A 14,301-nucleotide genomic window follows, 5' to 3' on the forward strand; every position below is an offset into this window, starting at 1 on the left:
CAGGATCGACATGCCCGAGGTGATGACCGTCAGCATGGAGCTCTTAGGCATCATGCCCGTCCAGGTCGACGCCTCCACGGAGGGCAGCAAGCAACTGCGCAAGGTTTATCAGGCAGTCCGCACGGTGGTCGATGCCATCAATGAGCTGCGCAACGACCATGGAACAGGCCACGGTCGCACGCTGCCGAGCGGCGTGTCCGTGGAAGCGGCACGGTTCATGATTAGGCAGGCCACGATGGTCGCCGAGATAATGCTGGCGACTCATGACCGCCAAATGGGGCGTGCTTGACGAGGACGGATGAGTCGCACCAGCGACAGGCTAGGTCTCGCCACTGACCCATAGGGCGGAGCTGCTCCAGAATTCATAGCGGTGGTCCTCGCACGGCAGCCGCACACACGCGCCAATCCGCCGCTCCGCGCGGCGTCGAAGCCGCGCCCCAATGCCGACCAGCGCACGAGTCTCGCCACTTAGTGCTGCGATTTTCGCGCCACTTAGTTGTATGAGGCCATGACGTTGTTGACGCGTGCCGGTGTTGCAGAGGCAGGCGGTTGCCCGTCGTGAGCGCCGTGGGGACGGTGATAGTTGTAGTGCCGGTTCCACGTTTTCAGCGCGGCAGCGCGTTCGGCTTCTGAATCCCACTTACGGGCGTAGAGGTGCCGCGCGTCAGACTTAGTGGCAGGGCCGTTATGTAGGTCCTGAAGGAGAGTCAGACATGGGTAGACCACCCTCGATTCCGGCGGAGAAGAAGACCCGGATAGTGCTGAGCGTGCTGGCCGGCGAGATGTCCATCGCCGAAGCGGCACGCAAGGAGAAAGTCAGTGAGCAGTCCATCGGACGGTGGAAGGCCGAGTTCCTGGAAGCCGGCAAGACCGCCCTGGTGGCCGGCAGGTCCGGACCATCCTCCCGAGAGGAACAGCTGGAGGCCGAGGTCGCCGAGCTGACCCAGGCCTTGGGCGAGGCACACCTGGAAGCCAGGGTGTGGAAGAAGTCCGCGGAGGGCCGGCTGGGCCCTTCGAGGACCTCGAGGTGATCCGCGTGGAAGCGGGCATGTCGACCGCGAGGTTCTGCCAACTCTTCGACATGCCCGAGCGGACCTGGCGCCGCTGGCAGGCCAAGGCCCGCACCGGGACGGCGGTGAAGGGACCGTGGCCGCAACCGGGACGGCAGGCCGCCAGGGAACTGGTGGTCAAGCACGCGCTGGCCCATCCGGCGTGGGGGCATCGGAAGATTTGGGCAATGGTCCGCCACGACGGGCATGTGGTTTCCGAGGCGACCGTGCTGCGAATCCTGCGCGACGAGGGGCTGATTCTGCCCGCGCAGTACCAACGGGAGCGACGGAAGCTGGCCGAGCGGCGCAAGGCCGCGTTCGCCACCGAGCCCTCAGGCCCGAACCAAGTCTGGCAGCTGGACTTCAGCGAGTTCGAGACCACCACCGGAGGGACCTGGCGGCTGGCCGGGTGCCGGGACTACTGGTCCAAGTACGAGCACCCCTTCCACGTTTCGCCCACCGGGAACCAGCACGACGCGATCGACGCGATCGAGTTGGCCCTGGCCGACTACGAGGCCATGTTCGGTCACCCGCTGGTCGAGGCCTGCCCGGTCGATCCCGAGACCGGTGAGCTGTTGCCCGTGGTGACCATCGTGACGGACAACGGCGGGCCGTTCCGGTCCTTCCGCTTCGAGTCCTTCATCGCCGCCCACCCCGAGCTACACCACGTGCGCACCCGAGTGAAGACCCCGGGGCAGAACGGGTCCCGTGAACGCGGCTTCGGCACGCTGAAGTACGAACGGCTCTACCTGGACGAGATTGACGACGCGATCGTGCTCGCCGAGCGGGCCGAGGACTACCGGATCGAGTACAACGAGCTCCGGCCCCACGAGGCCGTCTCATGGAACCGGCCCAAGGAGGTGCACCTGGGCCTGGCCGACCCCACCACCCCGACATTCAAAACCAAGGAAATCCTGCCAACTACTTGACGCGGGACAGAGGAACTCTTCGGCGACGGTGAAGTCAGGGTGGTCGGCTCGTGCCCTGCGGACCATGTTGGGTGAGAGGTCGATGCCCTCCGCGTGGCATCCGCGCCCAGCCAAATAGGGCAGCATTCGCCCTGCCCCGCAGCCAGCATCCAGGACCACGCGAGGCTCGTGCAGGAGTGCGACGAAGTGGTCGATCGTGGCCAAGTCGATGGGCTGTTCGCCTTCGGTGGTACGGAAGTGGTCGGCGTACACGTCGGCCACAACGTTGTAGGAGGTCCTGGTGAGAGCTTCCTCTGCTTCCGGCATGGCTCTAAGTCTGCCAAAACGTCGCGCTCAACCACGAGGGAACTGGTGCACAAACGGTCGTTTGTGGCAGACCTGATCCTCGCCACAACCCTCGCCAACACGTCATGGTGGTGGCCCACCCATACCCAGTGCGACGGATGTGTCGCAAAAGTCCGCGAACGGACCCTAACGACAACCGTAAATGACTACTGCGTAACTGTTGCGCACGGCCTCCCCCTAGTGGGACGCATTGGGAGAGCGCGGTTCCGGAATCTGGCGGGGATCCCGGTGCGCGGGCGAGCGAGGTCGCTGGCAATGGTGTGTAGGGCGTGATCAAGCCTCAGTAGGCGGGGCCCCTGGCGAGGATGTGTCGTGGCGGCGGCGCCGTGCTACGGGGGTCGCCGGCGCCCCAGGGGCGGAGGCTGGCGATGAGCTCCTCGGCCCTAGCGCGGATCTCGTCGCGAACCGGGCGGACCTCGTCGATTCCCTTGCCGGCCGGATCGTCGAGCTCCCATTCCTCGTAAGGCTTTCCGGGGTAGAACGGGCAGGCGTCACCGCAGCCCATAGTGATCACGACGTCGGAGGCCTGGACGGATTCCGGGGTGAGAATCTTGGGCGCCTGGTGGGAGAGGTCGATCCCGACCTCTCCATCGCGGCCACGGCTGCGGGGTTGATCGTGTCGGCGGGTGCAGACCCGGCGGAGCGGACCTTGATGCGGTCGCCGGCGAGTTCACGAAGCCAGCCGGCTGCCATCTGCGAACGACCGGCGTTGTGGACGCAGACGACCTGGACACTGGGCCGTGCGGTCATGAGGATCTCCAAAGCCGGCGGCGGGGGTTCAGGCGATGTCGAGGAAGGAACGGAGCTCGGCGAAAGCCGACGGTACGACGGAGTAGTGCGCCCAGCGGCCCTTCTGCTCGCGCGTGAGCAGGCCAGCGTCGACGAGCTTCTTCATGTGGTGACTCACGGTCGGCTGGCTGATACCCAGCGGCTCGGTGAGATCACAAGCGCAGACCGAATTGCAACCCTGAGCAGCGACATGGGATAGAAGCCGGAGACGGGTCGGATCGGAAAGCGCCTTGAGCAAGGACGCGATCCTCTCGGCCTCGACGCTGTCGACGGGCCCCGCTGAGAGCGTGCAGCACTCCTCAGGGCCGTTCATCGTCTCGAGCCCGGCAGCTGTGATCGCGGTCGTCGTGGACATGCCCCCACCTTACATTGACAGTCATCGATGTGAAGCATAGCGTTCACATCGATATCCGTCGATGGAAGGTTCAGCCCCCCTCATGAGTACGACCACCAAGGATGTGGAGCAGCCCCGCGTGATGAAGGAGATGTCCTTCCTCGATCGCTGGCTCCCGGTGTGGATCCTGGCCGCCATGGCCGTGGGTCTCCTGCTGGGGCGGTTCATCCCCGGCCTGAACACCGCGCTGGAAGCGGTGAAGATCGGATCCGTGTCCGTGCCTATTGCGATCGGACTGCTGGTGATGATGTACCCGGTCCTGGCGAAGGTCCGCTACGACGAGACCCGGCGCATCGGCGCGGACCGACGCCTGCTGGTGACCTCGCTGGTGCTGAACTGGATCGTCGGCCCGGCACTCATGTTCGCCCTGGCCTGGATCTTTCTGGCCGACCTTCCGGAGTACCGCACCGGCCTGATCATCGTCGGGCTCGCACGCTGCATCGCGATGGTCCTCATCTGGAACGACCTCGCCTGCGGTGACCGTGAGGCTGCCGCCGTGCTGGTCGCGATCAACTCCGTCTTCCAGGTGATCGCCTTCGGTGCCCTGGGCTGGTTCTACCTCCAGGCGCTGCCGTCCTGGGTGGGGCTGCCGACCACGTCGGCCGAGTTCTCGATCGGCGCGATCGTCCTCAGCGTGCTGATCTTCCTCGGGATCCCGCTGGTCGCAGGGTTCCTTACCCGCATCCTCGGGGAGCGAGCCAAGGGTCGGACCTGGTACGAGGAGCGGTTCCTCCCGAAGATCGGTCCCTGGGCGCTGTACGGGCTGCTGTTCACCATCGTGCTGCTGTTCGCCCTCCAGGGCGACGCGATCATCTCCGCACCGGTAGACGTGGCCCGCATCGCCCTGCCGCTGCTGGTCTACTTCGTCGTCATGTTCCTGGGGTCCTTCCTGCTCGGCCGCGCGATCGGCCTCGACTACGCGAAGTCCACCACCGTCGCTTTCACCGCCTCGGGCAACAACTTCGAGCTCGCCATCGCCGTCGCCATCGGCACCTTCGGCGTCACCTCCGGCCAGGCCCTCGCCGGCGTCGTCGGCCCGCTGATCGAAGTCCCCGTCCTCGTCGCCCTCGTCTACGTCGCCCTCGCTATGGGGCGGCGCCTGTTCCCCGGCGACACCACCGCCCCCACCCGATAACCCCACAGAAGGATGTCCTCCCGATGACCACGAAGCGCCCTTCAGTCCTGTTCGTCTGCGTGAAGAACGGCGGCAAGTCCCAGATGGCGGCCGCCCTGATGCGCCACCACGCCGGTGACGCGATCGAGGTCCACTCCGCCGGCACCCGCCCCGGCACCGCCCTCAATGCCCAGTCCACCGAAGCGATCGCCGAGGTCGGCGCGGACATGTCCTCCGCCGTCCCGCAACCGGTCACCCCGGAGCTACTGCGCCGTGTCGATCAGGTGATCGTCATCGGCGACGAAGCCGTCATCAAACCCGTCGAGGGCATGACCGCACCGGTCACGACCTGGCACACCGATGAACCCTCCCAGCGGGGCATCGAAGGGATGGAGCGCATGCGCCTGGTGCGCGACGACATCGACACCCACGTCCGCAAGCTCCTGACCGACCTCACCGGCACCGCGAACTGACCGCCCCGCAACAAGGAGACTCATCATGTTGACCACCGCAACGAACTCACATCCCATTGTCGTCATCGGCGCTGGCCCCATCGGCCTTGCCGCCGCTGCCCACCTCGCTGAGCGCGGACTGCCGTTCCTGATCCTCGAGGCCGGGACCGCGGCAGGAGCCGCGATCGCCGAGTGGGGGCACACGCGGCTCTTCTCGCCGTGGCAGTACAACCTCGATGCCGCTGCGCAGCGTCTCCTCGAGGCCGACGGCTGGACCGCTCCCGACGCTGACGCCCTGCCGACCGGTCACGAACTGCGAGAGCAGTACCTCGAGCCCCTCGCCCAGCTACCCCAGCTGGCCGAGTCGATCCGCTACGACGCACGCGTCACCGCGGTCTCCCGAGCAGGCATGGACAGAACCCGCACCACACGCCGCGAGGAGACCCCCTTCCTCGTCCGAATCGAGACCGCTGACGGGCACAGCGAAGACGTGCTCGCCTCCGCGGTCATCGACGCCTCCGGCACCTGGTCCACGCCCAACCCCCTCGGACAGGCCGGGCTCCTTGCTCCCGGCGAGCAGCAGGCCCACGCCGCGGGCCACATCACCGCGCCGCTGCCTGACGTGCAGGGCCGCGACCGTGCCCGTTTCGCCGGCAAGCGAGTCATGGTGACCGGTGCCGGCCACTCAGCCGCCAATACCCTGCTGGACCTCGCGGACCTGGAGGCCGACACCACCATCATTTGGGCCGCTCGCACCGCAGACCTCACCCGCGTCTACGGGGGCGGCGACCAGGACGAACTCGCAGCTCGAGGAGCGCTCGGCTCGCGACTGCGCCAGCTGGTCGACTCCGGACGCATCGAGGTCCTCACCTCCTTCACCATCACTCGCTTCAGAGCCGACGACACGTTGACCGTCCACGCTGTGACCCCGGACGGGGAGCGAGAAGTGAGCGTCGATGTGCTGGTGCCCGCCACCGGGTTCCGCCCTGATCTCGGAATGCTCTCCGAACTCCGCCTGGCCCTGGACCCGGCCGTCGAAGCACCGTCCCAGCTGGGGCCGCTGATCGATCCCGAGTTCCACTCCTGCGGATCCGTCGAGCCTCACGGTGAGCGAGTCCTCGCCCACCCGGAGACGAACTTCTACATCGTCGGCATGAAGAGCTACGGCCGCGCCCCCACCTTCCTCATGGCCACCGGCTACGAACAGGTCCGCTCCATCGCAGCAGCCCTGGCCGGCGACCGCAAGGCAGCCGACGCAGTCCACCTCGAACTACCCGAGACCGGCGTATGCACCACCGACCTCGGCGGCAGCTGCGACGCCCCAGCCCCAGCCGGCGACGCCTGCTGCAGCAGCCCGCAACTGATCGAGCTCTCCGTCGGCCGATGAGCAAACAGCGGGACGGCACGACGTTCTGTGCCGCCCCGCTGGGGTATAGCTTTACGAGGCGACACTGTAAATTCAGCTCATACTGTATAGTTCAGTGAATGCTGACTATTGCCTCTCGTGTTGACGTGATGAACCGGCTGGGCCGAGCGATGGCCGACCCCACCCGGTCGCGGATCCTGATGACCTTGCTGGAACGGCCGGCCTACCCGGCCGAACTGGCGCGGGACTTGGGGCTGACCCGATCGAACGTATCGAACCACCTGGCGTGCTTGCGGGACTGCGGGATCGCGGTCGCCGTGGCCGAGGGCCGCCAGATCCGGTACGAGATCGCCGATGCACACCTGGCGCGGGCGCTGGCTGCTCTGGTCGAGGTCACCCTCGCGGTGGATGAGAGTGCCCCGTGCCTGGACCCGGCCTGCTCCGTGCCCGGCTGCTGCGAGAAGGGGGTGGGCGCGTGATCCTGTCCTCGGTTCTGCAGGCGATCGGTCTGTTCCTGGTCACGAACATCGACGACATCATCGTGCTCTCGCTGTTCTTCGCCCGCGGCGCGGGCCAGCGCGGGACCACCGCCCGGATCCTGATCGGGCAGTACCTCGGGTTCGCCGGCATCCTGGGCGCGGCCGTGCTCGTGTCGCTGGGGGCCGGGGCGTTCTTGCCCCCGGAAGTCATCCCCTACTTCGGGCTCATCCCGTTAGGCCTGGGGCTGTGGGCGGCATGGAACGCCTGGCGCGGCGGTGACGATGACGATGACGCCAAGATCGAGGGCAAGAACGTCGCCGTGTGGACGGTGGCCGGGGTGACCTTCGCTAACGGCGGGGACAACATCGGCGTCTACGTCCCGGTCTTCCTCAGCGTGGGCCCGGGAGCCGTGGTCGCGTACTGCATCGTGTTCCTGCTGCTGGTGGCGGTGCTGGTGGGTCTGGCCAAGTTCGTCGCCACTCGCCGGCCGATCGCCGAGGTCCTGGAACGCTGGGAGCACATCCTGTTCCCGATCGTGTTGATCGGCCTGGGGGTCTTCATCCTGGTCAGCGGTGGAGCCTTCGGCCTCTAATCACGCCCAACCCTCCCGCCGAACCGGGCCCGCCTACCGCGTCATGCTGGTCCGTCACCAAGCGGTGACGGACCAGCGGGGCCCGGAGGGTCAGACGGGAGTGGTAAAGGTTCCGGCCAGGCTCTGCAGATGGTATATCCACAGCATCCAGAGCCCGGAGACCATCAAGACCCCAACCACCACCAGCAGGGATCCACCGATGATGTTGAACACCCGGATGTTGCGGCGGATGAAGCTCAAGGCGCTGGTGACCCAGTTGATGCCCGCAGCGGTCAGCAGGAACGGGATACCCAGGCCCAGGCAGTAGATGAAGCCCAGCAACGCCCCCCGCCAGGCGCCACCGGTGGTAGTGCTCAGGGCCAGCACTGCGCTCAGGGTGGGGCCCATGCAGGGGGTCCAGCCCAGCCCGAAGACCACTCCGAGCACCGGGGCCCCGGCCAGACCAGTCCGGGGGGGCCAGGTTCGGCTTGAGAGTGCGTTGGAGGAAGGAGAACTTACCGACCATGGCCAGGCCCATCACGATCATCATCACGCCCAGGACGCGGATCAGCGGGTCCTGCCAGCGCACCAGCCAGTACCCGATAGTGCCGAACGCGGCGCCGTAGAGGGTGAAGACCGCAGCGAAACCCAGGATGAACAGCCCGACCCCGGCCAGCACCCGCCGGCGGTTGTCCGGGTGGGTGGGATCGGTCAGCCCAGAGACGTAGCCGAGGTAGCCGGGCACCAGAGGCAAGATGCACGGGGACAGGAAGGACACGATCCCAGCGATCATCGCCAGCGGTGCGGCGATGAGCAGGGCCCCGGAATTCACCATCTCGGCGAAGTAATTCCCGATGCTCACACCAGCCTCCTCCCCGGGCCATCGCGCAGCGCAGAAGGCGAACGTCGGGCAGGTTCGGGACAAAGGGCTTCGGGGGTGGGCACGGTGGCGCGGACCTCCTGGGGTCGGGCGGTAGAGTCGGCCGCCGGGTGGGCGGCACCCGGCAATGTTACACATGATGCTGTACTGTCCTGGGCATGAGCACCGCGACCCTCACCCACACCTCGGTGCTGTCACGGCTGGGCCACGCCTTATCGGATGACACCCGGACTCGGATCCTGCTGGCTCTGCGAGAAGCCCCAGCCCGGCCCTCGGAACTGGCCGGGGCCTTGGGGGTCTCCAAGCAGGTGATGTCCAACCAGCTGGCCTGCCTGCGCGGCTGCGGTCTGGTCACCGCCACCGCCGAAGGCCGCAACGTCTGGTACGTCCTGGCCGAGCCCCGACTGGGCCAGGCCCTCGGGGACCTGCTGGAACTGACCCTCACCCTCGACCCGGATTGCTGCTCGGCGGAAGGCTGCACCTGCACATGAGCGCTTCGACCATGAGTGCCCGCCCCCTCACGGCCGATCGCCGCGCGGTCCTGCACCGCCGGATCCGCTGGATCGTGGCCGGCACCATCACCTACAACGTCATCGAGGCGGTCATCGCCTTGGCCGCCGGGACCGTGGCCTCCTCCTCGGCCCTGATCGGCTTCGGCCTGGACTCCATCGTGGAGGTCCTCTCCGCGGCGGCGGTGGCCTGGCAGTTCGCCGCCCCGGACCCGCACCGCCGGGAGAAGATCGCGCTGCGGGTGATCGCGTTCTCCTTCTTCGTCCTGGCCGCCTTCGTCACCGTGGATGCGGTGCGCGCCCTGGCCGGGGCCGCGGAGCCGGAGCACTCCCCGGTGGGGATCGCGCTGGCCGCCGCGAGCCTGGCCATCATGCCGTTCTTGTCCTGGTTCGAGCGCCGCACCGGGCGGGAACTCGGCTCCGCCTCGGCAGTGGCCGACTCCAAGCAGACCCTGATCTGCACCTACCTCTCGGCGGTGCTGCTGGTGGGCCTGGTCCTCAACAGCGCCCTGGGCTGGTCCTGGGCCGACCCCCTGGCCGCCCTGGTGATCGCCGCCTTTGCGCTCAAGGAAGGCCTGGAGGCCTGGCGCGGGGAGGCCTGCTGCGCCCCCGTGACCGTTCTCTTGAACGAGGACGGCGAGGGCTGCGCTGACGGGTGCGGCTCGGGCTGCTCCTGCTGCGCCCACTGATTCCCATTCCGCGCCGGTTCATGAGTCCCACGATCCCGCCCGAGCACAGAACGGATACCTCCTGTGAGCACTACCTCCCCCACCTCCGGCCAGGGGAAGTCCCCGACGGCCAAGGTCGCTGTCTGGGTGGTCCTGGCCGCCGTCGTGATCGCAGCTGTAATCGCCTTTGTCGCCGCCCGGGTCGGCTCCACCGCGGCCGCACCCGAAGACGCCGGCCAGGTGGTACGCGAGAACAGCCAGGTGCTCTCCCAAGCCCCAAACGAACAAGCTGTGCTGGTGGAGTTCCTGGACTATGAGTGCGAGTCCTGCCGGGCCGCTTACCCCTTCATCGAGGAGCTGCGCGTGGACCATGCCGACACCGTCACCTTCGTTCACCGCTATTTCCCGTTGCCGGGTCACCGCAACTCCATGAACGCCGCCGTGGCCGTGGAGGCCGCCGCCCAACAGGACCAGTACGAGGCGATGTACCAGCGCATGTACGAGACCCAGGCCCAGTGGGGGGAGTCGGCCGAGGACAAGAGCGCGGTCTTCCGCGGCTTCGCCGAAGACATGGGCCTGGACATGGCTGCCTTCGATGCCGCGGTGGCCGATCCAGCTACCCAGGAGCGGGTTGAGCTGGATGTGGCCGATGGCGAGGCCTTGGGCGTGGGCGGGACCCCGACGTTCTACCTCGACGGGGAAGTCCTCAATCCCGAGTCCTTGGAGGAGTTCCGGGCCGAGGTTGAGGCCGCCGCCGCCGACTGACCCACTCGTTCAGCGACCGCCCCCGCCCGCACCGCACCTTCAGGGAAACCGTCATGACCGATCAGACCACCATCGCTCGCCCCCAGAATCCCGAGCCAGCTGCCGAGACGGGCCTACCCGGTTTCGCCCGCCGCCGCCCTTTCGCTCTGGTCATGCTGGTGTCCGGGGTGATCGGATGGATCGCCTCAGGCATCCTGGTGCTCGAACGCCTTCAGCTCTACCGCGACCCGAACCACGTGACCAGCTGCGATATCAACCCCTGGGTGTCCTGCGGACAGGTCATGAGCACCTGGCAGTCGGAGCTGTTCGGCTTCCCCAACCCGCTGATCGGCATCGTCGCCTTCGCCGTGGTCATCACCACCGCCATGGCTGCCCTCTCCGGGGCCCAGTTCGGGCGGTGGTACTGGGTGGGTCTGCAAGTCGGAGTCATCGCCGGCACGGTGTTCGTGATCTGGCTGTGGTCTCAGGCGTTGTTCTCGATCTACATCCTGTGCCTGTACTGCATGATCGTGTGGGCGGCGATGATTCCGCTGTTCATCCTGCTGACCGTGCGCAACCTCGTCCACGGCGTCATTCCCGCCCCGGCCAGGTTGGTGCACTTCGCCTCCGACTGGGCCTGGACCCTGGTAGCCATCGCCTACGTGGCCGTGGCGGCCTCGGTGTTCTTCCGCTTTTTTACCGTCTTCACCGGCCTCTGATCCCGGCCCGGCCACCGTGAAAGAACCCCGGAACTAGACCGGGCCGGGGCCCGCCCCACCACGTTCCAAAGGAAAGACGAATGAACAGGACTCCCGCTGTGGAATGGCTGGAGCGCCGCCAGATCGCCCTCTACGTGCTGGCGATCGTCGCCGGGGCCTTGGCCGGGTGGTGGGTGGATCCCCGGGACCTCTGCCCTGGAAGCGGCGATCAACCCGGTACTGGGGCTGTTGCTGTTTGCCACGTTCCTGGCGGTGCCCTTCACCGCGATCGGGCGGGCCTTCACTGACTTGCGGTTCCTGGGCGCGGTATTGGTGGTGAACTTCCTCATCGTCCCTGTGGTGGTCTTCGGGCTGTCCCGGGTCGTGGCCGGCCACCAGGCGCTGCTGCTGGGGGTGCTGCTGGTGCTGCTGACCCCGTGCGTGGACTACGTGATCGTCTTCTCCGGGCTGGCTGGTGGCGCCGCCGACCGCCTGCTGGCTGCGGCCCCGGTGCTGATGCTGGCCCAGATGCTGCTGCTGCCGGGTTATCTGTGGGCCTTCGTCGGAGCCGAGACGGTGGCGCGGGTGGAGATCGCCCCGTTCGTGGAAGCGTTCCTGTTTCTGATCGTGCTGCCGCTGGCCGCGGCGGCCGCCGTGCAGTGGGCCGCGCCCCAGGCCGTGGCCGCCCGCCGGATCACTGCGGCCATGAGTGCGGGGATGGTGCCGCTGATGATGGCGACCCTGGTCATCGTGATCGCCTCTCAGATCCGCGGGGTCGGCGAAGAACTGACCACCCTGATCACGGTAGTGCCGCTCTACGTGGCCTTCCTCGTGCTCATGGTTCCGATCGGCCTGGTCGCCGCCCGGGTTGCCCGCCTGGACATGCCGGCCACCCGCGCCCTGGTCTTCAGCGCGGCCACCCGCAACTCCCTGGTCGTCCTCCCCCTGGCCCTGGCCCTGCCGGCCTCCCTGGCGCTGACACCGCTGGTAGTGGTCACTCAGACTTTGGTGGAACTGGTCGGCATGGTCATCTTCGTGCGCCTGATCCCCCGCCTGGTTCCGCGCCGGCCCGAAGCGCTCAATCCGCCATAGGGGCGCACGCCCCAACATCGAGTCGGTGAAACTGCCTCCCACTATTTCTGCCATCAGATGGTGCTGTAGAGGTGCTCTGCATGCGCAGCCCACAGACCTGCCATTCCGGCGCGCCGACCATCTTCGTTCGGATTCTGCTGCCGCCAGTTATCTTCATCAGACCGCCGCCATCTATCCCGAACAGTCACATACGTGCGCGCCCAGCGAAGGAGCTTGCGGCCGAGCTGCGCCCCTCGGTACCGATGCGCCACGGCGAGCCGGTGCACGTAGAGCGCGCTGGCCGAATCCGGCCCCCAGGTGTCCTCATCTGAGTGAGCTATCGAAAGCATCCCAGCCAGGCCCCCATCCGCACGGACCACGAACAACCTCCCGCGGCGCACGTCTTCCTCGATCACCCGGTCAGGCAAGGGGTCTCGCCACTGGTCGATTGACCGGTCAGCCAACCATTGGCGAGCCTCCGCTAAGACCGCTTGCGCCCCCGGCACGTCCGCGAGCTCGCCACGCTCTACGTTTACTCGCACATCCATGCGCCCACGCTAGCGCCACCCGCCATCGCGGCTGTGCCGTAAACGGTCGTTTGTGGCGCGCTGCGCGCTACTGGTCTGCGGTGGCTGATTTCGGCTGCTCCTGCGTGCCACAACCCTTGCCACAACCGGCTCGCCAGAATGGCCGGGTGTCAGTGGGTTGTGGCACTCGTGCGGATGACGTGGACGGCGGACCGGCTGAGGCCGGTGCTCTTGATCACGTCCGTGATCTTCGCGCCGCTATCGACGGCGGCGCGGATCTCGGCATTGCGGCGCGTGAGGGCATCCTCGTGGCGTGCGGTTGCCGTGCGGGCTGCCTCGGACAGCTCGGCCACGTCGCCGGGCTCCGGCTCCGGCTGCGCGGCTCCGATGATCCGAAGGACCACCTGTGGGTGGAGCTGTGTGGAGCGGTTGAGGTCAACCGGGCGCGCGCCGTCGCGGCGGGCGGCACGGATCGCGGCGTCACGGCGCTGGATCGCCTCGCGGCGCTGCTCGTCCAAGTCTCGAACGGCCTGCGCCAGCTCGTGCAGGGTCTCGGGGCTGCTCATAGTGGGTGGTCCTCTCGGTGATGGGAGTTATCCTGGGGATGCCCTTTTGGGTGTGTGAGAACGGCCCCTAGCCGTTCCGGCCCCGTCGCCACTTGGTCGTGATGCGACGGGGCCATCTCTCTGCCCGGAGCAGCCGGCCTCCACTACGGGAACCTACTGCCGGTTAGGGGCAGGGTGCTCGTGCTCAGCCGCGCGGCGGCTGGACCATCGCCAGCACCTCGAACGTCGCCATGCTCCCGGTGTCGCTCAGGGCGTGGTCCGCCTCGTCGGGGGTCACGTCCGCGACCAGCTCTCCGAGGTCGGCGCGGATCAGCGCGCCGCGCTGCGCGGCCTGCTCCACGAACTCGGCCATGTCCTCCGGCTGGCCGGTGAACCGCTCGATGACGCGCTGCTCGTCAGCCAGGGCGCTGAGGTGGTCCTGCTGACGGGCCATCGCCTCGGCCTCGTCGCGGCGGGAGCGGCGCAGGCGCATTTCCGCGTTGGCGAGCTCGCGCTCTGCTCGCCTCTGGTCGCGCTCGGCCTGGCGCTGCTCGTCACGGGCGCGGATGGCGTCCTGGCGGGCGGAGGACAGCGACTCACTCAGGGAGTCGATGCGGTCCTGCTGGGTGACGAGCTTGCGGGCGGCGCTCTTGGTGCGGGTCATGGTGCCGGCTCCTTCTGGTGTGTGCGGTAGGGGCCTTGGTCCTGCCCCCTCTTGCACTGTCTATACTACCCTACTATGGACACGATGCAAGCCAGGCGGGTGTATTCCTTTCGCAAATCCGCGGGGCCGCTGACGCTCGACCTCCCGGCCTCTGCCTGTCTTGGCTCTGCCGCCCGCCGGCACTTTCTTGACGTGTCACGGATGGGGGAGCTTTCACCTCGTCTGCGCTTGTCCCTGCTCGATCCCAAGTGACCACCTCGGCCCGGTGAACCTGTCTGCGCTGCCTTGCCCCTGGCCCGGTCGTGGGCTGTCCCGGTGACCTCTCACGGAGAAGCGTGCGCAGCCGGAGCGGAGCGGAGGCTGCGTGCGCAGCGGGGTGCAGGGGCGGAGTCCCCTGCCAGCCCCGGGGGCGGGGCCCGGGGGGGGGGGGGGGGGCCCGGGGGGGCCGGGGGCCAGGACGCCCCGACGCGCCAGCTCCGGGCGCAGACCCTCGCCCACCCAGTACG

Annotated in this window: 19 protein-coding genes and 2 pseudogenes; 13 read left to right on the forward strand and 8 right to left on the reverse strand. The window is 67.6% G+C overall.

Features of this window, described 5'->3' with window-relative positions:
* The coding region (locus M3E84_RS11025; protein WP_259896246.1) for an abortive infection family protein at positions 1–289 on the forward strand (289 nt) is incomplete at its 5' end.
* A 203-nt stretch (positions 290–492) separates the two neighbouring features.
* Here the strand turns inward: M3E84_RS11025 and M3E84_RS12525 are convergent.
* Positions 493–804 (reverse strand): integrase core domain-containing protein, encoded by a 312-nt coding sequence (locus M3E84_RS12525; RefSeq protein ID WP_396415616.1) that lies wholly within the window; start codon positions 802–804, stop codon positions 493–495.
* On the opposite strand from M3E84_RS12525, the gene M3E84_RS11035 reads away from it, so the two are divergent.
* Both M3E84_RS11035 and M3E84_RS11040 read left to right on the forward strand, forming a co-directional pair.
* Positions 714–1,031 carry a helix-turn-helix domain-containing protein gene (locus tag M3E84_RS11035; RefSeq protein ID WP_010080477.1) on the forward strand — a complete coding sequence of 106 codons (318 nt, stop codon included), beginning with the start codon at positions 714–716 and terminating at the stop codon, positions 1,029–1,031. The genes M3E84_RS12525 and M3E84_RS11035 overlap by 91 nt on opposite strands.
* The gene (locus M3E84_RS11040) at positions 1,028–1,978 is read left to right on the forward strand and encodes an IS3 family transposase (RefSeq protein WP_058870809.1); all 951 of its coding nucleotides are present in this window, start codon (positions 1,028–1,030) and stop codon (positions 1,976–1,978) included. The genes M3E84_RS11035 and M3E84_RS11040 overlap by 4 nt, the downstream gene beginning before the upstream one ends.
* On the opposite strand, the gene M3E84_RS11045 is transcribed toward M3E84_RS11040, so the two are convergent.
* From M3E84_RS11045 to M3E84_RS11055, 3 genes and pseudogenes are all read right to left on the reverse strand, one after another.
* Positions 1,889–2,284, reverse strand: coding sequence for a class I SAM-dependent methyltransferase (locus M3E84_RS11045; RefSeq protein WP_259896247.1), 396 nt, complete (start codon positions 2,282–2,284; stop codon positions 1,889–1,891). The two genes, M3E84_RS11040 and M3E84_RS11045, sit on opposite strands and share 90 nt — an antisense overlap.
* Before the next feature lie 421 nt (positions 2,285–2,705).
* Positions 2,706–3,073, reverse strand: a pseudogene (locus M3E84_RS11050) (arsenate reductase ArsC); the annotation flags it as partial.
* Between the two features lie 28 nt (positions 3,074–3,101).
* Positions 3,102–3,467 carry a helix-turn-helix transcriptional regulator gene (locus tag M3E84_RS11055; protein WP_010080056.1) on the reverse strand — a complete coding sequence of 122 codons (366 nt, stop codon included), beginning with the start codon at positions 3,465–3,467 and terminating at the stop codon, positions 3,102–3,104.
* A gap of 82 nt (positions 3,468–3,549) precedes the next feature.
* On the opposite strand from M3E84_RS11055, the gene arsB reads away from it, so the two are divergent.
* From arsB to M3E84_RS11080, 5 genes are all read left to right on the forward strand, one after another.
* Positions 3,550–4,641 (forward strand): ACR3 family arsenite efflux transporter, encoded by a 1,092-nt coding sequence (gene arsB, locus M3E84_RS11060; protein WP_144795073.1) that lies wholly within the window; start codon positions 3,550–3,552, stop codon positions 4,639–4,641.
* 23 nt (positions 4,642–4,664) lie between these two features.
* Positions 4,665–5,093, forward strand: coding sequence for a low molecular weight phosphatase family protein (locus tag M3E84_RS11065; RefSeq protein WP_041102737.1), 429 nt, complete (start codon positions 4,665–4,667; stop codon positions 5,091–5,093).
* Between the two features lie 25 nt (positions 5,094–5,118).
* Positions 5,119–6,459: an FAD-dependent oxidoreductase gene (locus M3E84_RS11070; RefSeq protein ID WP_144795075.1), complete on the forward strand. Its 1,341-nt coding sequence runs from the start codon at positions 5,119–5,121 to the stop codon at positions 6,457–6,459.
* 98 nt (positions 6,460–6,557) lie between these two features.
* Positions 6,558–6,917 (forward strand): helix-turn-helix transcriptional regulator, encoded by a 360-nt coding sequence (locus M3E84_RS11075; protein ID WP_144795077.1) that lies wholly within the window; start codon positions 6,558–6,560, stop codon positions 6,915–6,917.
* The gene (locus tag M3E84_RS11080) at positions 6,914–7,510 is read left to right on the forward strand and encodes a cadmium resistance transporter (protein WP_144795079.1); all 597 of its coding nucleotides are present in this window, start codon (positions 6,914–6,916) and stop codon (positions 7,508–7,510) included. The genes M3E84_RS11075 and M3E84_RS11080 overlap by 4 nt, the downstream gene beginning before the upstream one ends.
* Before the next feature lie 90 nt (positions 7,511–7,600).
* Here M3E84_RS11080 and M3E84_RS11085 read toward each other — a convergent pair.
* Positions 7,601–8,351: pseudogene (locus tag M3E84_RS11085) on the reverse strand (cytochrome c biogenesis CcdA family protein).
* Between the two features lie 176 nt (positions 8,352–8,527).
* On the opposite strand from M3E84_RS11085, the gene M3E84_RS11090 reads away from it, so the two are divergent.
* From M3E84_RS11090 to M3E84_RS11110, 5 genes are all read left to right on the forward strand, one after another.
* Positions 8,528–8,860, forward strand: coding sequence for a helix-turn-helix transcriptional regulator (locus tag M3E84_RS11090; RefSeq protein ID WP_259896253.1), 333 nt, complete (start codon positions 8,528–8,530; stop codon positions 8,858–8,860).
* 11 nt (positions 8,861–8,871) lie between these two features.
* Positions 8,872–9,567, forward strand: coding sequence for a cation transporter (locus M3E84_RS11095; protein ID WP_396415617.1), 696 nt, complete (start codon positions 8,872–8,874; stop codon positions 9,565–9,567).
* A 63-nt stretch (positions 9,568–9,630) separates the two neighbouring features.
* Positions 9,631–10,311: a DsbA family protein gene (locus tag M3E84_RS11100; RefSeq protein ID WP_259896258.1), complete on the forward strand. Its 681-nt coding sequence runs from the start codon at positions 9,631–9,633 to the stop codon at positions 10,309–10,311.
* A gap of 53 nt (positions 10,312–10,364) precedes the next feature.
* Positions 10,365–11,009, forward strand: a complete 645-nt coding sequence (locus M3E84_RS11105; RefSeq protein WP_144999071.1) for a vitamin K epoxide reductase family protein — start codon at positions 10,365–10,367, stop codon at positions 11,007–11,009.
* A 228-nt stretch (positions 11,010–11,237) separates the two neighbouring features.
* Positions 11,238–12,080, forward strand: a complete 843-nt coding sequence (locus tag M3E84_RS11110) for a bile acid:sodium symporter (protein WP_311200470.1) — start codon at positions 11,238–11,240, stop codon at positions 12,078–12,080.
* A gap of 53 nt (positions 12,081–12,133) precedes the next feature.
* On the opposite strand, the gene M3E84_RS11115 is transcribed toward M3E84_RS11110, so the two are convergent.
* The 3 genes from M3E84_RS11115 to M3E84_RS11125 all read right to left on the reverse strand — a co-directional run bounded on the left by M3E84_RS11115 (position 12,134) and on the right by M3E84_RS11125 (position 13,795).
* Entirely contained in the window at positions 12,134–12,607 is a 474-nt protein-coding gene (locus M3E84_RS11115; RefSeq protein WP_259896261.1) for a GNAT family N-acetyltransferase, read from the reverse strand.
* Positions 12,608–12,756: 149 nt separating this feature from the next.
* Complete coding sequence (locus M3E84_RS11120) at positions 12,757–13,152, reverse strand: hypothetical protein (protein ID WP_144999075.1); 396 nt, start codon at positions 13,150–13,152, stop codon at positions 12,757–12,759.
* A gap of 184 nt (positions 13,153–13,336) precedes the next feature.
* The gene (locus M3E84_RS11125) at positions 13,337–13,795 is read right to left on the reverse strand and encodes a hypothetical protein (RefSeq protein WP_144999077.1); all 459 of its coding nucleotides are present in this window, start codon (positions 13,793–13,795) and stop codon (positions 13,337–13,339) included.
* Positions 13,796–14,301: the final 506 nt, after the last annotated feature.

The sequence above is a fragment of the Kocuria sp. p3-SID1428 genome (assembly GCF_025149945.1).
In the GTDB taxonomy this organism is placed as follows: domain Bacteria; phylum Actinomycetota; class Actinomycetes; order Actinomycetales; family Micrococcaceae; genus Kocuria.